This is a genomic window from Streptomyces sp. A1136, from assembly GCF_004795055.1.
Taxonomy (GTDB): domain Bacteria; phylum Actinomycetota; class Actinomycetes; order Streptomycetales; family Streptomycetaceae; genus Streptomyces.
Map to the genome: position 1 here is coordinate 133,888 of NZ_SSBJ01000014.1, position 24,350 is coordinate 158,237.

Below are 24,350 nucleotides of genomic sequence, written 5' to 3' on the forward strand. Positions count from 1 at the left end.
ACATCACGCAGGAGGCACCGCATGACCGATACGCCGGACAACCACCCCGTCGAGCCCGAAGGCAGGCGCAGGTTCCGTGAGGCGCTGGAGCGCAAGACACGCGCAGCCCGGTCACAACAGGCGCGCCACGAAAGCAGTTCGAAGCTCAAGGGGTACAGCGGTCCCCAAGGTCAAAACCGCAGCTTCCGCCGCAAGGCCGGCTGAGGCCGCACGGCAGGACAAACCCGCAGGGGCTGCCGCGATCCGATTCCCGTTCGGATCGCGGCAGCCCCTCTTTTTTCGTTGCGCCAGGGTCCCGCCCACGAATCGCCGCAATACGGCGGAGTATGGCCGGAGTACGGCTTGAGTGCCGCTTGAGCACCGCGCGAGTGCCCTCACTCCCGCTCCGGCCCGGGGCGCGGCATCCGGCCTCCCCGCCTTTCACCTGCTCGCGTCACAGAACGTAAGTGGCCTCGTTGCGGCCGAGCAGATAGCCGAGCTGTAATCGGTTGAGCGCGCCCAGTTCCTGCTTGATGGCCGCGATGTGCGCCTGGAGAGAGCGCTCACTGATGCCGATCCGGCGGGCGATCGCCTTGTCCGAGTAACCCTCCACGAGCAGTCTGCTGATGGACTCCCGGATGGCGGGGACCACCTCGTCGGCCGCCTTGGCCGCGTGCAGCGGAACAAACGGAAAGGGCTTCGCGCGGTCCCACGCCTTGTCGAACGTGTCGCGCAGAAAACGGATGATGGTGGGTTCGGTGATGGATATGGCGGTCGTGCGTTCGTCGTTCGCCGGAATGAAGGCGACATCGTCGACGATGATGAGCCGGTCGAAGAATTCTTCCAAAGTCCTTACCTGTGCCCCGTATTCGGTGACCGTGCGCACGTAGTCCTTGGTCGCCTCGTCGAAGCGCGTGGTGTGCTGGTAGAGCGTTCGCATGGAAATGCCCGCCGCGATCTGCCGGCGTACGGACTCCAGGGCTTCCTTCAGTACCGCGCTCGGCCGCGCCCCGTCCGGCTGGGCGGTCAGGATGTCCTTGCGGCACGCGCCCAGCGCTTCGTCGATCGCGGACGTGATGCTGCCCAGCCCGTGCAGATAGCGCACCCCGGGGCCGACGACCTGCTCGTCCGGGCCCGTCCCCGTCTCGGGGAGGGCTGCCGCGCGCGTGGCCTGCTGTGCGGCTTCCTGCGCCAGCAGGCCGAGGTGCGTTGCGAGTTCCCGCAAAAACGCCTGCGGCTCCTCCTCCGCGGGCGCACGCGGCTCCTCGGGTGCACCATTTTGTACGGATCTGACGTATTTCACTACGTCCACACGCCACCTCTGTCCGTCCGGTATGGGGGTGTTCGGGGTGATTGAGACCCCGTGGATTCCCGCAATGCGGAAACCGGAGCCATCGTAGGTCTATCTCGGGATCTCCCGGCAGAGGAGATTTGGTCTCACCGCAGGAACACACACCGAGAAGGCGCCGGGCGGATCACCGCAGCCACACACCGGATTCGGACTTCCGTTTCGGGAAATGGCCAAAAGGCGAAAACGACTGAGGGGCTGGGGAAATGACGAAGAACCAGATGGTTACCGGTGAGGCCGGCCGGGTTTCCGGAATCCGCGGACGAGTGGTTCTGGCCGCCGCCGGACTCGCCCTCGCACTGGGAACGGTCGCCACCGGCGTCGCCCACGGCGCCCTGTCCGACGCGTCCGACACCCACCTGCGCCTCGGTGACGTCGGCTGGAACCACACGGCCCCCCGCGTCCTCGCAGATGGCGCCGGTGACGTCGGCTGGAACAACCCGAAGCCCGGCACCACGCCCGCCCCCCAGCCCGCCAACCCGGGTGACGTTGGCTGGAACTGATCCCCGCCGTCATCCCGTCCTGCGCTTCCTCCCCTCCCGCTCCGCCCGACCGGCAAAGGAATGGCTGATCTTCGTGGCTGCCTCCCCCTGGTTCCTGACCTCCGAGACCGCCCCCGGCGCCACCCCCGCCGCCGACCGCGCCGACGACTCCCGCACCCGCGTCTACTGCTTCCCGCACGCCGGCGGCAACCCGCGCACCTTCCTCGACTGGCAGGCCGGCATGGGCGTCGACGGTCGGATATTCGCCGTGTGCCCGCCCGGCAGGGGCCACCGCTTCCGTGAGCCCGCCGCCGCCACCGTCGCCGAGCTGGCGGACGGCGCCGCCCTCGCCATCGCCCTCGACGCGGCCCCCGACCGGCCCTTCGTCCTCTTCGGCCACAGCTTCGGCGCGGCCCTCGCCTTCGAGGTCGCCCGCCGTCTCGACGGCGTACCCGGCCTCGCCGCCCTCGTCGCCTCCGGCTGCTCCGCCCCCTCCCTGCTGCCCACCCCCCGCGTGGTCGAGGCGGCCCGGCTGGAGGGCCGCCGGTTCACCGAGGCCGTCGGTTTCTTCGGCGGGCTTCCGCCCGAGGTGCTCCAGGACGAGGCCATGCAGGAACTGCTCCTGCCCCACCTCAAGGCCGACTTCGCCATGGTCGCCGGTTACCAGTACCGCCCCGCCGGACCGCTGCGGGTGCCGCTCACCCTGCTCAACGGCATCGACGACCCGCACGTTACCACCGCCTCCCTCGCCCCCTGGGCCCGCGAATGCCCGGGAGAGCCGACCCGTCACTGGGTCGACGGAGGCCACTTCTACTTCGAGGGCCGGCCCCACACCGTCACCGACGTACTGCGTCCGCTGGCCCGCGCCGCCCGCCGGGAGGCCGCAACGCCCGCCCGCGATGAGTACGTTGAGCTGATCTGACCGCAGGCCGAGCACCAGCGAGGACACCGTGAACCACAGCACCGACGCCCGCCGCCCCCGATCCCAGTACGCCCGCGCCGTCGCCTTCCGCGACCTGCACGACGGTCCCGGCCCGTTCGTCGTCCCCAATCCCTGGGACGCCGGAACCGCCCGCGTCCTCGCCTCCTTCGGCTTCGCCGCCCTCGCCACCACCGGCGCCGGACTCGCCCACAGCCTCGGCCGCCCCGACGGGGCCAACCAGGTGGGCCGCGCCGAACTCCTCGCCAACGCCGCCGCGATCGTCGACGCCACGGGCCTGCCGGTCACCGCCGACCTGGAGAGCGGCTTCGGCGAGCGTCCCGAGGACATCGCCGAGACCATCCGGCTGGCCGCGGCCGCCGGTCTGGTCGGCGGCTCCATCGAGGACTCCACCGGCCGTGACGAGGACCCCGTACGCCCCCTCGGCGAAGCGGTGGAGCGCGTCGTCGCGGCCGTCGAGGCGGCGAAGGGGCTCGACTTCCCCTTCACCGTCACCGCCCGCGCCGAGAACTTCTTCCAGGGCCGCCCCGACCTCGACGACACCATCCGCCGCCTCCAGGCGTACGAGGCCGCCGGCGCCGACGTGCTCTACGCCCCCGCCCTGCCCGACGCCGAGGCGATCCGCGCCGTCTGCTCCGCCGTCTCCCGCCCCGTCAACGTCCTGATGGGCGGCGCGCTGAAGCTGTCCGTCGCCGACCTCGGAGCCCTCGGCGTACGCCGGATCAGCACCGGCTCGGCCCTCTCCCGCGCCGCCCTCGGCGCCCTCACCCGGGCCGCCCGCGAGATCAGCGAGCACGGCACCTTCGGCTTCGGCGCCGACGCCCTCCCGTACGCGGAGGCCAACGCCCTGCTGGCCGCCGCCGACCCGACCGCCCCCGTCCCGACCGTCCCGACCGTCCCGTCCGACGACCGAGAGAGCGATCCGGCACCGTGAGCCTTCCTCCCGCAGCCTTACCCGCCGTCCACCTGTCCGCGCCGCGCTACGTGCTCGGCGAACAGGTCGCCGATCACACGAGCATCGACAACCTCCTCGAACGGGCCCGCCGGTTCAAGATGGCGCCACGGGCCGAGCTGTGGGGCTGGGGCGCCATCCGCAGGACCGCCAAGAGCCTGGAGGCCCTCGCCGTCGAGAGCGCCCGCGCGACCGTGGCGGCGGCGGGCGCCGACCCGGCCGGCATCGACTGCCTGATCCTCTGCTCCACCCGCTTCCCCGGCGGCCCGCGCACCCACGGCGGCTTCGTCGAGAAGGTGATGAGCGGCATCGGCCTGGTCGACGCCGCCGTCACCGGCCTCACCCTCAACCGCTGCACCAACCTCCTCACGGGCATCCGCACCGCGCACGCCCTCGTCGCAGCCGGAACCCACCGCCGGGTCCTGGTCGTCACCACCGACCGGGTCACCGACGAATCCGTCCGCATGGAGAACTTCGCCCTCTTCAGCGACGGCTCCGCCTCCTGCCTGATCTCCGCCGACGCCGACCCCCTCGGCGCGGACACCTACGAGATCCTCGCCGGCGCCGCCGCCCAGGACCCCACCTCCCTCGACTGGTCCCACGAGATCAGCTCGGAGCTCGCCCGCACCGTCAACCGGCGCATCCTGGACGCCGTCGGCATGAAGCTCGACGAGATCGACGGCCTGCTGCACCCCAACCTCTTCAAGCCCCTCATCGCCCTCAAGGAACGCCAGGCCGGCTTCACCCGGCAGCAACTCCACCTCGACAACATCACCCGCTTCGGCCACTGCTTCGCCGCCGATCCGCTGATCAACCTCGTGGACCGCCAGGACGCGGGGGAGCTCCGCCCCGGCGGCCACTACCTCCTGGCCTCCAGCGTCCCGGGCTCCCGCGTCGGCGTGCTGCTGCGGGCGTCCTCGCCCGTCACCCCGGACCGGGGGGAGAACTGAGATGACCACCGCACCCTCCCTCGACAGCGCCCGCACCCGCCCCGCACCCGCCTTCCCGCTCCCCGACCTGACCACCTCGCTGCCCGCGGGGCCCGTCGAGGCGAGCCCGGCCGCACTCGCCGAAGCCGAGCGGATCACCGCCGCCGCACCCGACGAGCTGTTCCGCCGCCTGCTCGCCGACCAGGAGAGTGAGAGCGCTCTCCTCGCCGCCCGCCGCGTCCTCACCGCGTTCCTGACGCCGGACGCCCAGCCGCCGACCCGACCTGGCACGACCACGACCACGACCGCGACCGATGCCGACGGCGATGCCGACGCCCTCGCCGATGCCGTCGCCGCCGACGTCCTGGCCGCCCGCGCCGAACTCGCCGCCGCCCTCGCCCCCCTGCGCGACCACGAGGACCCCGAGATCCGCGCCGCCGTCCTGCGCCAACGGGCCCCCCTCGCGCTGACGGGCGGCTGCTGGCTGGACACCGTCTCCCAGGCGGCCACCCAGCCCGCCGAGATCGTCGGCCGCCTCTTCGGCCAGCACTGGCTGCTCCAGGGCCAGGGCACCGCCGAGGCCGGTCAGCCCGCCCGCCGCCGCCGGGCACTGGCCGCGCAGGGCGTGTACCTGCCCCAGGTGGAGGCCGCCGGTTTCCTGCGCGACACCGGGGCCCGCCCGCTCACCGCCCTGCACGCCGCCTTCCGCGTCGCCCTCTCCCGCCTGCCCGCCGCCTTCCTCCCCGAGGTGGTCGGCGTCCACTACGCCGCCCACGCGCTCGGCGTGGACGAACTCCTGCTGGGCGGCGAGCCGATGCTGGCGGAGAGCGACGTCCGGCCCCTGCTGGCCGAGTACCTCGCCTTCACCGCGCACTCCCCGACCGGGCCCGAGGACCGCCGCCGCGCCCTGGCCGCCGTACGCCTCCTCGTCCGGCTGGAGCGCGAACACACCGAGGCGCTCACCGCACTGGCCCGCCGGAGGGAAGGGTTGTCGCTGGACGACAAGGTCGCCGCGATCGTCGCCCGGCACGCCCCGCACGCCGGCCGCCAGCACCGCGCGGTCCGCCTCGGCACCCGCAAGCTGACCGACTGGCTGGACGACGAACACCTCGACGCGGCCGCCTTCGTCGCGGAGTTCCGCACCGCCCGCCAGGTGCGCCCCGCCCGTGACGGCGGTCCCTGCCGCTTCCTGAAGTCCATCAAGTTCGGCGGCCCCATGTTCGGCATCTTCGACGAGCGCGAGGCGGCCGTCTTCACCGCCTGGACCCGCTCCATCGCCGCCGGGGAACCCGCCGGCCCCCTCTCCGGCCCCGAAACCGCCGGGGACGAGGCCGCCCGCCGCTGGAGCGCCCGCCTCGCCGCCGCCCGCCCCGCGGGTCTGGTGGTCCGCGAGGCCGAGCCGGCCCTCGACCACCGCGCCTTCTTCCACCGGCTCGTCAACTTCGAGCGCTACCCCAACGTCCTGCCCCTGGCCCGGGCCCGCGCCGAATCCGGCCTCGCCGACGCCGAGCTGCTCTTCACGCACGGCGCCGGGGGCCTGCTGACCAACGCCGAGTACTTCGACTACACCCCCGAGGCCCTGCTGGAACGCGTCGAGCGGATCTACTGGGACAAGCTCGTGGACCCGTACGAGCCGCTCACCGAGATCCCCGACCGCGAAGAGGTCGTGTTCGAGCAGTCGACGTACGCGCTCGGCAGCCTCATCGACGGCACCTGGGCCCACCGCGTCGCCAACCTCGGCCGCCGCGGCCGGCGCGCCGACGACATGCTCTTCTCCATCTACGCCGACGAGATGGGCCGCGGCGACATGGCGAAGAACCACATCACGATCATCCACAAGGTCCTCGCCAGCATGGACATGGACCTGCCGCACATCCGCCAGGAGGCCTTCCTCGACCAGGGCGACCTGCCCGACCACCTGTACGGCTTCTCCGTCCACCAGGTCTGCCTCTCGCTCTTCCCCGACACCCTCTACGACGAGATCCTCGGCTACAACCTGGGCATCGAGATGTTCGGCCTCGGCGCGATGCGCCTGCACGAGATCCAGAAACTGCGCCGCCACGGCCTCGACGTCTCCTACGAGGAAGCGCACCTGTCGATCGACAACTTCTCGGCGGGCCACGCCCGCCAGTCGGCCGAGATCGTCGTGGCCCACCTGGACGACGTCCGCCGGGCCTCGGGAGAGGAAGCCGTCCGGCAGGCGTGGCGCCGCGTCTGGCGCGGTTACGCCTCCTTCGCCTACTTCGTCGAACACGCCCTGGTCAAACGGGTGCGCTCGGCGCAGGCCGGTCCCACCACCGCCCCGGCCGCCGCCGACCTGGTCATCTGAGGAGCCCCGCCGTGGAACTGACGACGAGTTTCGACCCCGAGGTCCTCGACCTCCCCTTCTACGACGACGGCCACCGCCGCCTCGCCGAGACCGCCGGGACCTGGTGCGACAGCAACCGCGTGCTGTGGGAGGAGGTCCGCGCCCTGGACCCCGACGCCGCGGGCCGCCGCCTGGTGCGGACCCTCGGCGACGCGGGCTGGCTGGCCGCGCTCGACCCCGCGGCCGGCCCCGCGGAGGACCTGCGCGCCGTGTGCCTGCGCCGCGAGGCCCTCGCCTACGCCGAGGACCTGGCCGACTTCGCGTACTCCATCCAGGCGCTGGCCGCGACGCCCCTGCTGCGCTTCGGCAGCGAGGCCCAACAGCGCCGCCACCTCCCGGGGATGGCCGCCGGGACGACGATCGGCGCCTTCGCCGTCTCCGAACGGGAGGCCGGTTCGGACGTGGCCGCCGTCGGCCTGGAGGCCGTCCGAGACGCGTCGGACGGCTCGTACGTCCTCAACGGGCGCAAGGCCTGGATCGCCAACGGCACCATCGCGGACCTGTTCGTCGTCATCGCCCGCACCGGCCAGGGCCCCGGAGCGCTCGGGCTCTCCGCGTTCCTCGTCCCCGCCGACACCCCCGGCCTGCGGGCCGAGCGGATCGACGCGATCGCCCCGCGCTCCTTCGCCCACCTGGTCTTCGAGGACTGCCGGCTGCCCGCCGACGCCGTCCTGGGGCGCCCCGGACGGGGGTTCGTGGTCGCCGTGGACCTGCTGGAGCGTTTCCGCACCACCGTCGGCGCGGCCGCCATCGGCTTCGCCCGTCGCGCCTTCGACACCGCCTTGGCGCACACCCGGCAGCGGGAGGCCTACGGGCAGACCCTGTTCGACCTCCAGCTCGTCAAGGCCTCCCTGGCCGACATGGAGGTGCGGCTGGGCGCCTCGGCGCTGCTGGTGGCGCGCGCCGCCTGGGAGACCGACCGGGGCAACCGCCGGTTCGCCCGGCACTCCAACATTGCCAAGGTCCACGCCACCGAGGCCGCCCAGGGCGTGGTGGACTCCGCCGTGCAACTGCTCGGCGCGACGGGTGTGGTCCAGGGCGCCGTCACCGAGCGGCTGTACCGGCAGATCCGGTCGCTGCGCATCTACGAGGGCGCCTCGGAGGTGCTGCGGATGGCCATCGCGGGCTCGCTCGACATGCGCCGCGCCGCCCGAGCAGGAGCCTGACCCGTACGTGTTCACCCCGGCAAGGAGCAGGACGTGACCAGCACCACCACACCGATCGAGGCGGTCCGCCTCCCGGACCCCTACCCCTTCTACGCGACCCTGGTGGCCGAGCGCCCGTTCGCCTACGACGAGGCGCTCGGGGCCTGGGTGGCCGCCGACGCCTCCGCCGTACGCGCCGTGCTGGGCAGCGACGCGCTGCGGGTACGGCCGCCGGCCGAGCCGGTCCCGGCCGGGATCGACGGGACCGCGGCGGGCGAGGTCTTCGGCGACCTGGTGCGCATGACCGACGGCACGACGCAGGGCCGCCTCAAGGCGGTGGTGGTCGACGCCCTGACCCGCGCCGACACCGGCCACGCGGCCCGCCTGGCCCGGGAGTTCACCCGGGAGGCCCTCGCGGCGGGTGGCGAGGTCCCCTACGAGGAGCTGATGTTCGCCGTCCCGGCCCGGGTCGTCGCCTCGCTCGGCGGCCTGACGGACGGCGCCGACCGGGAGGCCGCCCGCGCCATCGGCGACTTCGTCCAGTGCATCCCCGCGAACGCGACGCCGGCGCAGCAGGATGCCGCGGCCACGGCGGCGGCCCGGCTGCGCGAGCTGCTGGCACCCGGTCTCACGGAGCGGGGCGACGGGCTCCTCGCGGAACTGGTCCGCGCCGCCGACCGGGCCTCGTGGCCCCACCGCGCCCCGCTGCTCTCCAACGCTGTGGGGTTCCTCTCCCAGACCTACGACGCCACCGCCGGCCTGATCGGCAACACCCTGGTCGCCCTGGCCCGCGGGGCGACCGTCGCGGCCCCGGCCGACATCGAGGCACTGGTGCGCGAGGTGGTCCGCCACGACGCCCCGATCCAGAACACCCGCCGCTTCGCCGCCGAACCCTTCGTCCACGCCGACGCGAAGGTGGAGCCCGGCGGGCAGGTCCTGGTCCTCCTCGCCGCCGCCAACCGGGACCCCGCCGTCAACCCGGACCCGCACGCGCTGCACCCCGGCCGGGTGAATCCGACGGTGTTCACCTTCGGGGCGTCCGCCCACCGCTGCCCGGGCGAAGCCCTCGCCGTGGCCCTCGCCACCGCCGTCGTCACCGAACTCCTCGCGGCAGGCTTCTCCCCGTCCACCTTCCCCTCGACCCCGGTCTACCGCCCCCTGGCGAACGCCCGCATCCCACTGATCTGAGCCCGCCGCCACCCCACGCACCGGACCGCGACCCCCGTCACAGCGCACCCCCGTCACAGAGCAATGGCCGGGGGCCTCCCACCCCCATGCCTCCCGATAGGACAAAACGTAAGATGTCGGACAGTATTCACCTCTGGATGCGGCACGAGGCCCGCCCCACCGAACGCCGCGCGCCCCTCACCCCCGCCGACGCCGGCCGACTCGTCGCCCAAGGCCTGCGCATCACCGTCGAAGCCAGCGACCAGCGCGTGTTCCCCCTCGCCGACTACACCGCCGCGGGCTGCGCGAGCGCCCCCACCGCCTCCTGGCACGAACAGGCGCCCGACGACGCGTACGTCCTCGGCCTGAAGGAACTCCCCGAAGCCCGCACCCCGCTGCGCCACCGGCACGTCTACTTCGGCCACGCCTACAAGGGGCAGTCCGGCGCGGCCGACCTGCTCTCCCGCTTCAGCGCCGGCGGCGGCGCCCTCCTCGACATGGAGTACCTCACCGACGACCGGGGCCGCCGCGTCGCCGCCTTCGGCTACTGGGCCGGCTACGTCGGCGCGGCCCTCGCGGTCCTGCACCGCCGCGGGCGGCTGACCGCCCCCCTGCGCCCCACGGACCGGCCCGCCCTGGACGCCCTCCTCGCGGCCACCGCGCCCGAGGACACGACCAGCGCCCTGGTCATCGGCGCCCTCGGCCGCAGCGGCCGCGGCGCCTGCGACGCCCTGACCGCGGCCGGCCTCACCCCCACCCGCTGGGACCTGGCCGAGACCCGCCCGCTCGACCGCGCCGCCCTCCTCGCCCACGACGTCCTCGTCAACACCGTGCTGACCACCGACCCCGTACCGCCGTTCCTCACCAAGGCCGATCTCGACGACCCGGCCCGCCGGTTGTCCCTCGTCTCCGACGTCACCTGCGACGTCACCTCCGACTGCAACGTGCTGCCCGTGTACGACGAGACCACCACCTGGGACGAGCCCGTCCGCGCCCTGCGCGCCGACGCCCCCCGCCTCGACCTCATCGCCATCGACAACCTGCCCTCCCTCCTCCCCGTCGAGGCCAGCACCGCCTTCTCCGCCGAACTCGCCCCGCACCTGGCGCGCCTGGCCGAGTGGGACGGCGTCTGGTCCCGAGCCCTGCACACCTTCGAGACGGCCGTCCAGGCCCAGGAGACCCACCATGTCCGATGACGCGATAGCCGCCTCCGGGACCGTCCACTGGATAGGCACCGGCCTGTCCACCGGCCGCTCCGGCCTCTCCCTCGTCTGCGACAGCGCCGCCCGCGTCGTCCTGTGGGACCGCACCACCGAGCGCGCCGCCGCCCGACTGGACGCGCTCGGTCTCACCGGACGCGCCGAAGTCCGCGCCCTCACCCCCACCGCCCCGGCCGCCCTCGCGGCCGAGGCGGGCCCGGGCGACGTCATCGTCTCGATGCTCCCGGCCGCCGAGCACGCCCCGCTGCTGCGCCTGGCCCTCGAACGCGGCGCCCACTTCGCCTGCACCAGCTACGTCTCGCCGGAGCTCGCCGAACTCGCCGCGGACGCGGCGGGCACCACCCGAACGGTCGTCCTCACCGAGGCCGGACTCGATCCCGGCATCGACCACCTGCTGGCCCACGACCTGGTGGCGCGGGGCCGCCGGGCCCTCGGCGAAGCACCCGCGACCGCCCGGTTCACCTCCTACTGCGGAGGTGTCCCGGCGGTGCCCAACGCCTTCCGCTACCGCTTCAGCTGGGCTCCGTACGGGGTGCTCGCCGCCCTCGGGTCCCCGGCCCGGTACATCGAGGACGGGGCGGAGGCGACCGCCCCCCGGCCCTGGGAGGCGACCCGCACCCGGACCCTCGCGGGCGAGGACTTCGAGGTCTACCCCAACCGCGACAGCGTCCCCTTCATCGCGCAGTACGGCATCCCCGACCACTGGAAGCCCGAGACCTTCGTCCGCGGCACCCTGCGCAACGCGGGCTGGCGCACCGCCTGGAAGGAGGTCTTCGAGACCGTCGCCGCCGAAGATCCCGTCGCCGTCCGTGCCCTGGCCGGCGAACTCGCCGCCCGTCACCCCACCACCGCCGACGACCGGGACCGCGTGGTCCTCTCCGTCGCCCTGGACCTGCGCACCGCCGACGGCGCGCACTGGCAGGGCTCCCACCTCCTCGACGTCACCGGGACCGAGGCCGAGTCCGCGATGGCCCGCTGCGTCTCCCTGCCCGTCGCCTACGGAGTGACCCGCGTCCTGGCCGGCGCCCTGCCCGCGGGCCTGGTCCGCGCCGCCGAGGGACCCGCCGAAACCGACCGCTGGCTCTCCTTCCTCGCCGCCCGGGGCCTCGGCGGCACGTACGAGGAAAGCGCCGCCCCCGCCCCCGCCGCCGCGACCACCACCGCCACCCCGTCAGGAGCCACGGCATGAGCCCCGCCACCCCACCCGAAGCCTTCGTCCTCACCGGCGCCTTCCGGGTCGTCTGCCGCAACCCCCGCTACCTGGAGGAACTCGCCGCCCGCGGCCTGAGGATCCTGCTCATCACCTCCGAGACCTACCGCGACGCCGCCGAGACGGCCCGCAAGGACCCCGACCACCCGGCGTTCCTCATCGACGACATCGCGTACGTCGACGGCTCCCTCGACCAGGAGGGTTCCTACACCCCCGGCTTCGTCGCCCGGGCGCGGGGCTGGCGCGAGCGCTACACCGTGCGCGGCGCCTACGCGGTCGGCGAGACCCTCGTCGAACAGACCGGGCTGCTGTGCGACGCGCTGGGGCTGCCGGGCCCCGGGCTGCGCGCCACCCGGGTCTGCCGCAGCAAGTACCTCCAGCGCTGGTACCTGGAGGAGTTCGGCCCGGCCTGCCTGGTGGTGCCGCCCGGCGGCCGCGAGGACATCGACACGGCCGCGCTCGGCTACCCGGTCGTCGTCAAGCCGGCCACCCGCCACTCCAGTTCGGGAGTGGTGGCGGTCGACGGCGCTCAGGCGCTGCGCGAGTCGCTCATGTCGTACCCGGCCCACGAGACGGTGCTGATCGAGCAGAAGGTCACCGGCCAGGAGTACTCGGTGGAGTCCCTGGTCCAGCACGGCCGGCCCGTCTTCACCTCGGTGACCCGCAAGGAGACCACCGAGTCCGGCGCGCAGACCTTCGTGGAACTCGCCCACTCCGTCCCCAACTCCCGCACGGAGTCCGACGCGGCCCTGCTGGACGCCAACCATCGGATGCTCGACGCGCTGGGCTTCCGCGACGGCATCGCGCACGCCGAGTGGCGCACCGGCGACGACGGCCGGCCCTACCTGATGGAGGTGGCGGCCCGCACGCCCGGTGACGGCCTCATGGCCCTCTACCACCTCGCCACCGGCCGGCCGCTGGAGCCCGAGATCATCCGGATCGCGCTCGGGGAGCCGGCCTCCTACCCGGCCCCGGCCCGCTTCGCCCGCCAGGTCTACCTGGAGCACGGCACGGGCGCGCTCGCCGACGTCACCCTCGACTGGCCGGGCGTACGACCGCTGTGGGTCGGCGAGTCCGGCATGTGGCCCGAGCTCGCGCCCGGCGCGCCGGACGACCCGGCAGCGCTGCGCGCGTTGTTCGTCCTCAAGGAGGCCGGGGCGCCGCTGGGCCCGCTCGCCAGCTCCGACGACCGGGCGGTGACCTTCCTGATCGACGCGCCCACTCCGCAGGAGCTGGACGAGCTGGAGCGGCGGGTGCGCGGCGCCGTCACCGTCACCACCGACCCGGAGACCGGCGATGAGCACTGACATCAGGACGGCCGAGACCGCCGAGACCGCCGAGACCGCCGAGACCGCGCGGGCCGCGGAGGCCGCCGGGAAGGAGACGGTCGACGCCCGGACCCCGGCGAGCGCCGAACGGGCCGGCGTGTGGGCCACCTTCAAGGAGGCCACGCCCGCCGTCAAGACCGTACTGGCCGGGGTGCTCGTCAACCGGCTCAGCGGCTTCCTCCAACTCTTCCTCGTCCTCTTCCTCACCGACGCCGGCCACTCCGAGGGCCGCACCGTCATCGCGATCGGCGTCTACGGAGCCGGCGCCGTCGCCGGCTCCCTCGTCGGCGGCACCCTCGCCGACCGGCTCGGCATCCGCCACGCCACCGTGCTGTCCATGAGCAGCACCGCCGTGCTCACCGCCGCCCTGCTCTACCTCCCCGACTTCACCTTGCTGCTCGGCGCCATCGCCCTGGTCAGCCTGGGCGCCCAACTGTTCCGGCCGGCCTCGGCGACCTTGCTGGCCGACCAGACCGACGGCGACCGGCAGATCATGATCTTCGCGATGTACCGCTTCGGCCTCAACGTGGGCGCGACCGCCGCCCCCCTGCTCGGCTACGCGCTCTACAACGCGGGCGGACACTCGTACACCCTGCTCTTCTGGGGCGAGGCCGTCATCGCGCTCGCCTACGCCCTCGTCGCGCGAGCCACCCTCCCGGCCAAGGCACCGCGCGCCGCGGCCGGACCCGTCCCGAGCGGCGCCGCCCCCACCGGACCACGCGGCGGCTACGCGGCCGTGCTGCGCGACCGCCGCTACCTCCTCTACCTGACCGCCGCGTTGTGCCACGCCGCCGTCTACACCCAGTACCTCTCCACCCTCCCGCTGTACATGAAGGACGCCGGCATGGCGCTCTTCTGGTACACCTTCGCCGTCGCGCTCAACGGCCTCATCGTCATCGCCTTCGAACTGCTGGTCACCAAGGTCTCCCAACACTGGCCGCTCAAGATCACCGTCGGTCTCGGCTTCGCCCTCGTCGGCGCCGGTGTCGCCTGCTACGGACTGCCCATCGGCCCGGCCGCCGTCGTCATCGGCACGCTCGTCTGGTCGCTCGGCGAGATCCTCGGAGGCCCCGCCGTCTTCGCCTACCCGGCCGGCGCCGGCCCCGAGCCCCTGCGCTCGCGCTACATCGGTAGCTTCCAGTTCGTGTTCGGCCTGGGTTCCGCCCTCGGGCCGATGGCCGGTACCTGGCTCTTCCTCCGGTACGGCGCCCTCGTGTGGCCGCTGGTCGGAGCCTGCTCCCTGCTCGCGACCCTGGCCGGCGTCGTCGCCGTACGCGACCGCCGGACCCGTACCGCCTGAGCCGTACCGCCCTGTCCGTACCGCCCTGTCCGTACCGCCCTGTCCGTACCGCCCGATCCCTTTTCCCCCGCGCCATCCTTGACGATTTCGAACGAGAGGTCACGACCATGGGGCACGAGAGCTTCCCGCCCGACGCCGCACACTTCCGCTGCGTAGGAGTGGGCGTGGGCCCGGCCAACCTCAGCCTGGCGTCACTGCTGCACCGCCGAACTGACATGCCCAATCTCTTCCTCGACCGCAAGGAGTCCTTCAGCTGGCACGACGGCCAGCAGATACCCGGCACCACCCTCCAGGTCTCCCAGTTCAAGGACCTGGTCAGCCTCGCCGACCCCGCCAGCCCCTTCTCCTTCCTCGCCTACCTGCACGAGAAGGGCCGGGTCTACCACTTCCTCAACGCCCGCTTCGACGACGTGCCGCGGCTGGAGTTCCGCAACTACCTGGCCTGGGCAAGCCGCCGCAACGAGAACATCGCCTTCGGCGAGGACGTCCGGGAGGTCGGCTTCGACGACCGGCTGGGCACTTACACGGTCCGCACCGACCGCCGCACCGTCACCGCCGACAACGTGGTGGTCGGCGTCGGCAGTCGCCCATGGGTCCCGCCGCAGGGCGCCGGCCTGCTCGGCCCCACCCAGTTCCACGTCGCCGACTACCTGAACGCCGCCCACGACCTCGGCGGAAAGCGCGTCGTCGTCATCGGCGGCGGCCAGTCCGGCGCGGAGGCCTTCCTCGACCTGATCTCCCGCCCCGGCCGGCAGTTGCCCCGCCGCGTCTCCTGGATCTCCCGCCGGCAGAACTACTTCCCGATCGACGATTCGCCGTTCACCAACGACTACTACATGCCCAGCCACGCCGACTACTTCTACGGACTGCCCCGCGAGCGCCGCCAGTCGCTCAACTCCCGTAACATCCTGACCAGCGACGGCATCTCGGAATCCACTCTGCGCGAGATCTACCAGCGCATCTACGTCCACCGCTTCGTGGACGGCAACGAAGACCTGGTCGCCCTCCACCCGGGCCGCGAGGTGTTCGACGTCAGCCCCGCCCCCGTCGCCGGCTGGGAGGTGGCCGCCCGCCACAACGGCGAACCCGAATCCGCCGAGAAGTTCGACGCCGACGTCGTCGTCTGGGCCACCGGCTACCGGCCCGCCGCCATGGACTTCCTCGCCCCCGTCGCCCACCGCCTGGAGCGCGAGGGCGACGAACTGCGCGTCGACGAGGACTACGCCGTCCGCTGGGACGGCCCCGAGGACCGCCGGATCTTCGTCCAGAACGGCGTGCGCGGCCAGCGCGGTCTCGCCGACCCCAACCTCAGCCTCAACGCCTGGCGCAGCCGGCGCATCGCGGACCGACTGAGCGGCGTGCGCGGCGACGAACAGCTGGCCTCCTTCATCGAGTGGTCCACCAAGGCCGCGCCGCAGGAACGTTGGAGCGCCTGATGAGCGCCTCCGCCCTCGCCGGGGCCCACTGCGACGTCGCCGTGGTCGGCGCCGGGATACTCGGCGTCCTCGTCGCCCGGGAGATCCTGACCCGCCACCCGGCCGCCCGGGTCACCGTCCTGGACCGCGACATGATCGGCTCGGGCGCCACCCGCCGCTCCGCCGGACTGCACTTCCCGCGCGGCGCCACCGAGACCGTGCGCACCCTGGCCGCCGAGAGCCAGGACTTCTACGCCGACCTCCACACCATCCGTCCCGACCTGCCCATCCACCCCCTGCCGATGACGGTCCTCGCCCCCGAGGCCGCCGAGGAGCGGCTGCGCGAGGTCTACCTGCCCGAGGCGAAACTGCGCCGCGCCGGCGAACTCCCCCCGACGATCACCGCGTTGCCCGCCCGGTACGGGGCCTGGGAGGGCGACGGCTGCCAGTACGCGGACGTCCACACCCTCACCCAGACGCTCGCCGCCGAGCTGCGTCACCGGGTCCTCTTCCGCGAGGGCGTCGCCGTCACCGCCCTCGACTCCGGCCCGGACGGCGCCCACCTCACCCTGACCGGCGGCGCCACCCTGACCGCCGGGCGCGTGGTGCTCGCCCCCGGGCCCTGGCTGGCCGAACCCGCCTGGCGCGAGCTCGTCGCCCCGCTCGGCGCCCGCGTCAAGAAGATCGTCGCCCTGCACGTCGACGTTCCCCCGCGAGCCGGGGACGGCGCGATCGTCTTCCAGGACGAGGACGCCTTCCTGCTGCCCTTCCACCACCGCGGCCACTGGCTGTTCAGCTACACCTGCCGCGAATGGGACGTCGACCCCGGCGCCGTCGACCCGGCGCTCACCGCCGACCACCTCGCCGAGGCCCGGGCCCTGCTCGTGCGCTACGCCCCGGAACTAGCCGACCGCTGCCACGCGGGCCGCGTCTTCTGCGACGCCTACGGGCCGGACGGCCGGCCGCTGGTCACCCCGCTCGCCGAAGACGGCCGGATCGTCTTCGCGGGCGCCGCCGGCGGCTCCGGCTATCGCCTCGCCCCCGCCCTCGCCGCCCGCACCGCGGATCTCCTCTCCCTGCCCGCCTCACCCCGGAAGGCCACGAAATGATCATCGCCAGCTATGACGCCGACGTCCTGGAACAGGCCTTCGGCATCGACATGAGCGGGGTCGACGGCCTGGGTACCGGAGCCGGCTGGGGCCGCGTCGCGCCGGGCCGCTCCGCCGACCGCCACCAGCACGACGAGACCGAACTGTTCGTCATCGTCTCCGGGCGCGGCGAGTTCGTCACCGACGGCGGCGCCCGCCACGCCGCCGAGCCCGGCACCGTCGTCCTCTTCGAACCGTTCGAGACGCACGTCCTGGCCAACACCGGCCCCGAGGACCTCGTCTTCTTCACCCAGTACTGGCGCGACGGCGAACGGGCCGCGGCCTCCGCCGCGAACCCCGCCCGCAAGGGCTTCGGCGAGCGCCCCGTCTTCGTCTTCTCCACCCCGCCCACCCCCAACGGCGACCTGCACCTGGGCCACCTCTCGGGCCCCTACCTCGGGGCCGACGCCTTCACCCGCTTCCAGCGCATGACCGGCGCCGAGGCCTATCACCTCACCGGCAGCGACGACTACCAGAGCTACGTCGTCGGCGCCGCCCGCAAGGACGGCCGCACCCCCGCCGAGACCGCCGCGCACTACAGCGCCGAGATCGCCGAGACCCTGCGGCTGATGGACATCCCGCTCGACCAGTACACGGTCACCGACCAGGACGCCGACTACCGCGAAGGCCTCCAGGACTTCTTCAGCCGCGTCGTGGACTCCGGCCAGATCGCCGTCACCGCCCGGGACGCCCTCTACGACGCCGAGAGCGGCGCCTACCTCTACGAGGTCGACGTCAAGGGCGGCTGCCCCGGCTGCGGCGCCACCACCTCCGGCAACATCTGCGAGGAGTGCGGCGAGCCCAACACCGTCGCCGACCTCACCGACCCCGTCTCCGCCCATTCCACGGCCGCCCCCCGGCGCGCGCCCGCCGCCCGCTGGACGCTCCCGCTGCACGCCTTCGCCGCCGACGTGCGCGCACACCACCGGCTCGGCCGGGCCCCCGCCCGGCTGCGCGAACTCGCCGACCGGCTCTTTCGCCGCCCCGCCCTCGACATCCCCGTCACCCACCCCTCCGCCTGGGGCGTCGAACCGCAGGAGAACGCCACCGAGGGCCAGGTCATCTGGGTGTGGCCGGAGATGAGCTACGGCTTCCTGCACGGCATCCAGTCACTGGGCGCCCGCCTGGGCCGCGGCTGGCGGGCCGCCGACCCCGCGCAGGACTGGAAGATCGTCCACTTCTTCGGCTACGACAACAGCTTCTACCACGCGGTCCTCTACCCCGTGCTCTACAAGCTGGCCTTCCCCGGCTGGACCCCCGACATCGACTACCACGTCAACGAGTTCTACCTGCTGGAGGGGAGCAAGTTCTCCACCAGCCGCCGGCACGCCGTCTGGGGCAAGGAGATCCTGAGCCCCGACACCGTCGACTCCGTCCGCTACTTCCTCGCCGCCACCCGCCCCGAGGGCCTGCGCACCGACTTCCGGCGCGCCGCCTACGAGGCCACCCTCGACGACACCCTCATCGGCACCTGGCAGCAGTGGCTGAACGACCTCGGCGCCCGCGTCGCCAAGCACCACGACGGGCACGCCCCCGACGCCGGGAACTGGACCCCCGAGCACTCCGCCTTCCTCGCCCGGCTCGGCACCCGCCTCACCGCCGTCACCGGGGCGCTGGGCAACGACGCGTTCTCCCTCAACCAGGCCGCCGCCGAACTCGACGGCATCGTCCGCGACACCGTCCGCTTCGCCCGCGGCGAAGGGCTCCTCGCCGACACCGAGGCGTGGGCCGCCGAGAACCGCACCGCCATCGCCCTGGAACTGGCCGCCGCCCGCCTCCTCGCGCACGCCGCGGCCCCCGTCATGCCCCGCTTCGCCGACAGGCTGGCCGCCGCCCTCGGCCTCGAAGCCCCGCGCACGTGGCCCCGTACCGTCGAACTCCTCACCCCCGGCACCGCCGTCACCCTCGCCGACGCGGTGTTCTTCCGGCCCGCCGCCGGCGACCCCGCCCCGCCCGCGGAGAACGCCCTCACCCCGTGGCTGACCGGGATCGTCCGTACCGCCCTGCGCCTGGAGGAGGGCGAGCGGATCGCGGGGCGCACCCTCACCCAGCTCGCCGCCGGCTCGCTCCAGGCGGTCACCGTCCAGTACCAGATCCTCGACGCCCTCGACGTGGACCTCTCCATGGACGAGCTCCTGCACGGCGGCACCCTCGACGAACTCGCCGCCCTCATCGCCGAGCGCGCCGACGAGACAAGCGTCACCGTTCTCACCGAGGGAGGGACCCGATGAGCCACCGCCGGATACTGCGCGAGATGGCCGAACGCGGGCTGTCGGTCACCCTCACCGACGGCGACCTGCGCATCCAGGGCAACCGCGACCGGATGGACCCCGACTTCATCGCCCGGGTCAAGGCCGCCAAGCCCGCACTCGTCGCCCACCTCGCCGAGGAGGCCCGGCTCGGCCCCGGCTTCCCCCTCACCCCGCTCCAGCGCAGCTACTACATCGGCCGCGGCGGCGTCTTCGAGATCGGCGACGTGGCCAGCCACGTCTTCCACGAGATCGAGGGCGCCTGGGACCTCGACCGGCTGCAGACCGCACTCGACACCGTCATCGGCGCCCACAGCGCCCTGCGCTCCCGCTTCCTCGCCGACGACCGCCAGGTCACCGAGTACGGCCACCACAGCCGGCTGCCCATCGGCCGCCTCGACCTGCGCGACCGCACCCCGCGACAGCAGGAGGCCGTGCGCGCCGAACTGCGCGCCACGCGCTCCCACCAGGTGCTGCCCGCCGACCGGGCCCCGCTGCTCAGTGTCGACGTCATCGTCCTCGCCGACGACAAGATGGTGCTCCACGTCGGCCACGACGGGCTCGTGATGGACGGGATCAGCATGTTCCTGTTCTTCCGCGCCTGGTGGCGCGCCTACCGCAGCCACCCCGTCGAAGGCGCCGAGGCGCCCGAGGAGTTCGCCTACGACGACTACCTCGCCGCCCTGGACGCCGCCCGCGACAAGGCCCCCGCCCGGCGCTCCCGGCAGTACTGGACGGACCGGCTGGACGACCTCGCCCCCCACCCCGACCTGCCGCTGCGCACCAGCCCCGCCGCCCTGACCCGCTCCCGCTTCACCCAGCGCCGGGTCCGCGTCGACCGCGAGCGGTGGACGGCCGTCAAGGAGCGGGCCGCCGCGGCCGGACTGACGCCCTCCGCGCTGCTGCTCACCGCGTACGCGGAGGCGCTGGCCACCTGGGGCGGGGGGGAGAGGTTCACCCTCACCACCACCATCGCGCAACGGCCGCCCGTCCACCCCCGGGTCTTCGAGGCCATCGGCCAGTTCTCCGACACCCTCCTGGTCGAGGCGGAGGTCGACCGGTCCCTCACCTTCGTCGAGCGGGCCAAGGCCCTCCAGGCGCGGCTGCACGCCGACATCGACCACCGCCACTTCTCCGGCATCGAGGTCATGCAGGAACTGGCCCGCCGTCGCGGCGGGGTGGCCGGGGCGCGGATGCCGTTCACCTTCAACAGCGCCATCGGACACGTCAGCAGCGAGGTCGACGGCTCCGCCCTGGAACTGTTCGGACCCGAGGTCTACTCGGTCAGCCAGACCCCCCAGGTGTGGCTGAACGCCTTCGCCATGGAGCAGCACGGAGCCGCCGTCATCCAACTCGACGGGCTGGACGAGCTCTTCCCCGAAGGGCTGCTGGACGACCTCGCGCACGGCTACGGGACACTGCTGGACGCGCTCGCGGACGAGTCGGCCTGGCAGCGGCACAGCTTCGACCTGCTGCCGCCCGCCCAGCGCGAACGCCGCCGCGCCGCCAACGACACGGCCGTCGCCCTGCCCGACGAGATGCTCGGCGACGCCATCGCCGCCCGCGCCGCCCACACCCCCGACGCCCCCGCGATCCTCACCGCCGACCGGGAGGTCGGCTACGGCGAACTGCTGCGCCGGGCCGGCGCGGCCGCGACCTGGCTGCGCGGACAGGGCGTGGGTCGGGGCGAACTCGTCGCCCTCGTCATGCGGCGCGGCCCCGAGCAGGTCATCGGCATCCTCGCCACCGTGCTCGCCGGCGCCGCCTACCTGCCCGTCGACGCCGCCCTGCCCGCCGCCCGACAGCGGTACATGCTGCGCGACGGCCGGGTGCGGTGCGTCCTGACCGACGGCGAGCCCGTCGAGGCCTGCGCCAGGGAGTTCGCCGTCCTCGACCTGAGCGCCCCGCCGGACGGGCCGGGCCACCCCGCCGAGGTCCCCGCCCGACTGCCCGGCTCCCACCCCGACGACCTCGCGTACGTCCTCTACACCTCCGGCACCACCGGCGCCCCCAAGGGCGTCATGGTCACCCACCGCAACGTCGCCAACGTCGTCGCCGACTGCCACACCCGCTTCCGGATCGGCCCACAGGACCGCTTCTTCGCCATCAGCGCCTTCAACTTCGACCTGTCCGTCTGGGACGTCTTCGGCGCCCTCTCGGCCGGCGCGGCACTGGTCATGCCTGACCGGGACAAGGCCGTCGACCCGGCCCACTGGCTCGACCTGTGCCGGCAGCACCGGATCAGCGTGTGGAACTCCGTCCCCGCCATCGTCGGCCTGATGCACGACCAGGCCGTCGCCGACGGCGACGTACCGCCCGCCCTGCGCCTGGTCATGATGAGCGGCGACCGGCTCCCGCCCGCCCTGCCCGCCGCGCTGCGCACCCTCAAACCCGGCCTGGAGGTGGTCTCCCTCGGCGGCCCCACCGAGACCACCATCTGGAACATCCTGCACCCCGTCCGCCAGGACGAGGACGGCAGCGAGTCCATCCCGTACGGCCGGCCCAACGCCAACAACCGCGCCTACGTCCTGGACCGCGACGGCCTCGACGCCCCCGACTGGGTCACCGGCGAGATCGTCGCCGCCGGCGCCGGCCTGGCCCGCGGCTACTGGGGCGACGAGGAACGCACCGCCGAGCGGTTCCACGAGGACCCGGTGCGCGGGGAACGCCTCTACCGCACCGGCGACCTCGGCCGGTACCTGCCGGACGGCGACATCCAGATCCTGGGCCGCTCCGACTTCCAGATCAAGGTCAACGGCTACCGCATCGAGGCCGGCGAGGTCGAGACCCGGCTCGCCGCCCTGGACGCCGTCGCCCAGGCCGTCGTCGCCGCCCGCGGCGGCTCCCTCGTCGCCCACCTGGTCGCCGAGGGCCCGCACCGCCCCGAACTCGCCGAGATCCGCCGGGCGCTGCGCGCCGACCTGCCCGACTACATGCTGCCCGCGGCGCTGGTCTGGCACGAGAGCCTGCCCCTGACCAAGAACGCCAAGGTGGACCGTACGAAGCTCGCGTCGATCGGCGCCGAGGACCCCGGGCCTGCCGCGTCCGCGACGGCGGAGGCATCGGCGGCCGACGCCACCCCGACCGGCGAGACGGAAAAGCTCCTGGCCGACATCTGGGGCACCGTCCTGCGCCGCACCGACATCGGCGCCCTGGACACCCTCGCCTCCCTCGGCGGCGACTCCATCGCCGCCGCCCGCATCCTCACCGCGACCCGCAAGCGCTTCGGCACCACCCTCACCCTCGACCAGTTCGCCGAGGTCGACACCGTCCGCGCCATGGCCGCGGTCCTCACCCCGCAGGAGGCCCGATGACCGCCCGTACGACGGCGCCGCCGCCACCGGCGGACGCCGCGGCGGGCCGCCCCGCCGCAGCGGACCTCTCGCCGCTCAACCGGCTCGTCCGGTCGGCCCCGACGGCCGGCGGCCTGATCCACGCGGCCCGCCTGGACGGCACCCGCTCCGTGACCCTGCGCGAGCTGTACGAGCGCTCCGGCCGCCTCGCCCACCATCTGCGCGGCCTCGGCGTCGGCCCGGGCGACCGCATCGGCATCCTCGCCGCCAACAGCCTGGAATGGGTACTGCTCGACCTGGCCGCACTGCGCCTCAAGGCGCAGACGGCCGGCCTGGAGCCCGGGAAGTTCACGCCGTCCCGCGAACTCCTGGACCGCTACGACATCACCCTGCTGTGCACGGACCGGCCCACCGACCTCCCCGGCACCCTGCGGACGGACGACGTCTGGGCCCTGACCGAACCGGGCGACGGTCCCGATACGCCGCTGCCGCCGGTCACCTGGGCGCAGCGGGACGTCACCACCATCAAGTTCACCTCCGGCAGCACCGGGGTCCCCAAGGGCCTCGGAGCCACCGCGGGCAGCATCGAAAGCTCCCTGGACGCCGTCCAGGAGATCTTCGAACACAAGCCGGACGACCACCTCTTCGTCTTCCTCCCGCTCTCCCTGCTCCAGCAGCGCTACTGGGTCTACTCGGCCCTACTGCACGGCCACGACCTCACCCTCACCACCTACGAGGCGGCCTTCGCCACCCTGCGCCGGGTCCGCCCCACCGTGGTCATGGGCGTCCCCGCCTTCTACGAGACCGCCCGCCGGCAGATCGAGGCCAAGCGCAAACGCCCCGGCGCGGGCAGTACCCGCGAGGTGGCGCGGGCCCTGTTCGGCGACCGCGTCCGCTACCTGTGGACCGGCTCGGCACCCGCCGCGCCCGCGATGGTCAGCTTCTTCACCGAGGAGGCCGGGCTGCCCCTCTTCGAGGGCTACGGGCTCAACGAGACCTGCATCGTCACCAAGAACCACCCCGGCGCCCACCGCGCGGGCAGCGTCGGCCGAGTCCTGCGCGGCAAGGAGGTGCTGATCGGCGAGGACGGGGTGATCGGCGTCCGCAGCACCCACCCCGTCAACGACCACTACGCGTACGCGGCCCCCGGCGACTCCGACAAGGTGTTCATGCCCGACGGCACCGTACGCACCGGCGACATCGGCCACCTCGACGAGGACGGCTTCCTCTTCGTCCACGGCCGCGCCGACGACGTCATCGTCCTCGACAACGGCAAGAAGATCGTGGTGCGGCCCGTCGAAGAACGGATGAAGGCCCATCCGGCGATTGCCGAGTGCGTGCTGTTCAGCCCCACCCAGACCGACCTCGTCGCCGTCGTCTCCCCGGCCGTGCCACCCGCCGACCCCGGCGCCGTCACCGCCCTGCTCGCCGCGGCGAACGCCGCCGGCACCCCCGACGAGCGGATCAGCCGGGTCATCGTCGCCGACGAACCCTTCAGCATCGCCAACGGCCTGCTGACCAGCCAGTACAAGCCCAAACGCCCCGCCATCCAGCGCGCCTACGCGCACCGACTGCACGACCAGGAGGCCGGAATCCATGCCTGACACCCTCACCCCCATCGAGTCGGCGGCCCGCGAACAGCTTTCGCTCGTCCTGATCCCCGAGGTCCCCGCCGAGTTGCTCGACCCCGACGCGGACCTGGCCGCCGCCTACGGCCTGACCTCCCTCAACAAGGTCCTCTTCCTCACCGAGGTGTGCGAGGAGACCGGCGTCGACCTCGGCCACTTCACCGAACACGACCTCGCCGCCATGCGCACCCTGCGCGACGTCACCACCGCCCTCGCCCGCCACCACGACGCACCGACCGGAGCCTGAAC

The 24,350-nt window shown here is 73.3% G+C and carries 19 protein-coding genes; 18 read left to right on the forward strand and 1 reads right to left on the reverse strand.

The features are described 5' to 3' along the window. The first annotated feature begins 21 nt into the window (after positions 1-21). A complete protein-coding gene (locus tag E6R62_RS15975) occupies positions 22-204 on the forward strand; it encodes a DUF5302 domain-containing protein (protein WP_136214096.1) in 183 nt (60 codons plus the stop codon). A 229-nt stretch (positions 205-433) separates the two neighbouring features. On the opposite strand, the gene E6R62_RS15980 is transcribed toward E6R62_RS15975, so the two are convergent. Further along, complete coding sequence (locus tag E6R62_RS15980) at positions 434-1,291, reverse strand: LuxR family transcriptional regulator (protein WP_136214097.1); 858 nt, start codon at positions 1,289-1,291, stop codon at positions 434-436. 242 nt (positions 1,292-1,533) lie between these two features. On the opposite strand from E6R62_RS15980, the gene E6R62_RS15985 reads away from it, so the two are divergent. The 17 genes from E6R62_RS15985 to E6R62_RS16065 all read left to right on the forward strand — a co-directional run bounded on the left by E6R62_RS15985 (position 1,534) and on the right by E6R62_RS16065 (position 24,348). After that, complete coding sequence (locus tag E6R62_RS15985; RefSeq protein WP_136214098.1) at positions 1,534-1,830, forward strand: hypothetical protein; 297 nt, start codon at positions 1,534-1,536, stop codon at positions 1,828-1,830. A gap of 73 nt (positions 1,831-1,903) precedes the next feature. Continuing rightward, complete coding sequence (locus E6R62_RS15990) at positions 1,904-2,731, forward strand: thioesterase II family protein (RefSeq protein WP_240801700.1); 828 nt, start codon at positions 1,904-1,906, stop codon at positions 2,729-2,731. 28 nt (positions 2,732-2,759) lie between these two features. Next, positions 2,760-3,683 carry an oxaloacetate decarboxylase gene (locus tag E6R62_RS15995; protein WP_240801701.1) on the forward strand — a complete coding sequence of 308 codons (924 nt, stop codon included), beginning with the start codon at positions 2,760-2,762 and terminating at the stop codon, positions 3,681-3,683. After that, positions 3,680-4,651: a 3-oxoacyl-ACP synthase gene (locus tag E6R62_RS16000; protein WP_136214100.1), complete on the forward strand. Its 972-nt coding sequence runs from the start codon at positions 3,680-3,682 to the stop codon at positions 4,649-4,651. Before E6R62_RS15995 ends, E6R62_RS16000 begins: the two co-directional genes overlap by 4 nt. A gap of 1 nt (position 4,652) precedes the next feature. Beyond that, the gene (locus tag E6R62_RS16005; RefSeq protein WP_136214101.1) at positions 4,653-6,959 is read left to right on the forward strand and encodes an iron-containing redox enzyme family protein; all 2,307 of its coding nucleotides are present in this window, start codon (positions 4,653-4,655) and stop codon (positions 6,957-6,959) included. Between the two features lie 17 nt (positions 6,960-6,976). After that, positions 6,977-8,164 (forward strand): acyl-CoA dehydrogenase family protein, encoded by a 1,188-nt coding sequence (locus tag E6R62_RS16010; RefSeq protein WP_136214137.1) that lies wholly within the window; start codon positions 6,977-6,979, stop codon positions 8,162-8,164. Between the two features lie 33 nt (positions 8,165-8,197). Continuing rightward, the gene (locus E6R62_RS16015) at positions 8,198-9,331 is read left to right on the forward strand and encodes a cytochrome P450 (RefSeq protein WP_136214102.1); all 1,134 of its coding nucleotides are present in this window, start codon (positions 8,198-8,200) and stop codon (positions 9,329-9,331) included. A 113-nt stretch (positions 9,332-9,444) separates the two neighbouring features. Further along, a complete protein-coding gene (locus E6R62_RS16020; protein ID WP_206308733.1) occupies positions 9,445-10,506 on the forward strand; it encodes a saccharopine dehydrogenase in 1,062 nt (353 codons plus the stop codon). Further along, entirely contained in the window at positions 10,496-11,719 is a 1,224-nt protein-coding gene (locus E6R62_RS16025; protein ID WP_136214103.1) for a saccharopine dehydrogenase C-terminal domain-containing protein, read from the forward strand. The genes E6R62_RS16020 and E6R62_RS16025 overlap by 11 nt, the downstream gene beginning before the upstream one ends. Next, a complete protein-coding gene (locus tag E6R62_RS16030) occupies positions 11,716-13,047 on the forward strand; it encodes an acetyl-CoA carboxylase biotin carboxylase subunit family protein (protein ID WP_136214104.1) in 1,332 nt (443 codons plus the stop codon). The genes E6R62_RS16025 and E6R62_RS16030 overlap by 4 nt, the downstream gene beginning before the upstream one ends. Beyond that, on the forward strand, positions 13,037-14,368 hold the full coding sequence (locus E6R62_RS16035) for an MFS transporter (protein WP_136214105.1): 1,332 nt from the start codon (positions 13,037-13,039) through the stop codon (positions 14,366-14,368). The genes E6R62_RS16030 and E6R62_RS16035 overlap by 11 nt, the downstream gene beginning before the upstream one ends. A gap of 107 nt (positions 14,369-14,475) precedes the next feature. Next, positions 14,476-15,804 carry a lysine N(6)-hydroxylase/L-ornithine N(5)-oxygenase family protein gene (locus tag E6R62_RS16040; RefSeq protein ID WP_136214106.1) on the forward strand — a complete coding sequence of 443 codons (1,329 nt, stop codon included), beginning with the start codon at positions 14,476-14,478 and terminating at the stop codon, positions 15,802-15,804. Next, entirely contained in the window at positions 15,804-16,892 is a 1,089-nt protein-coding gene (locus E6R62_RS16045) for an FAD-binding oxidoreductase (protein WP_136214107.1), read from the forward strand. Before E6R62_RS16040 ends, E6R62_RS16045 begins: the two co-directional genes overlap by 1 nt. Continuing rightward, positions 16,889-19,162, forward strand: coding sequence for a class I tRNA ligase family protein (locus tag E6R62_RS16050; protein ID WP_136214108.1), 2,274 nt, complete (start codon positions 16,889-16,891; stop codon positions 19,160-19,162). Before E6R62_RS16045 ends, E6R62_RS16050 begins: the two co-directional genes overlap by 4 nt. Continuing rightward, positions 19,159-22,494: a non-ribosomal peptide synthetase gene (locus E6R62_RS16055; RefSeq protein WP_136214109.1), complete on the forward strand. Its 3,336-nt coding sequence runs from the start codon at positions 19,159-19,161 to the stop codon at positions 22,492-22,494. The genes E6R62_RS16050 and E6R62_RS16055 overlap by 4 nt, the downstream gene beginning before the upstream one ends. Continuing rightward, on the forward strand, positions 22,491-24,077 hold the full coding sequence (locus tag E6R62_RS16060; RefSeq protein WP_136214110.1) for an AMP-binding protein: 1,587 nt from the start codon (positions 22,491-22,493) through the stop codon (positions 24,075-24,077). The genes E6R62_RS16055 and E6R62_RS16060 overlap by 4 nt, the downstream gene beginning before the upstream one ends. Further along, the gene (locus tag E6R62_RS16065; protein ID WP_136214111.1) at positions 24,070-24,348 is read left to right on the forward strand and encodes an acyl carrier protein; all 279 of its coding nucleotides are present in this window, start codon (positions 24,070-24,072) and stop codon (positions 24,346-24,348) included. Before E6R62_RS16060 ends, E6R62_RS16065 begins: the two co-directional genes overlap by 8 nt. The last annotated feature ends 2 nt before the right edge of the window (positions 24,349-24,350 follow it).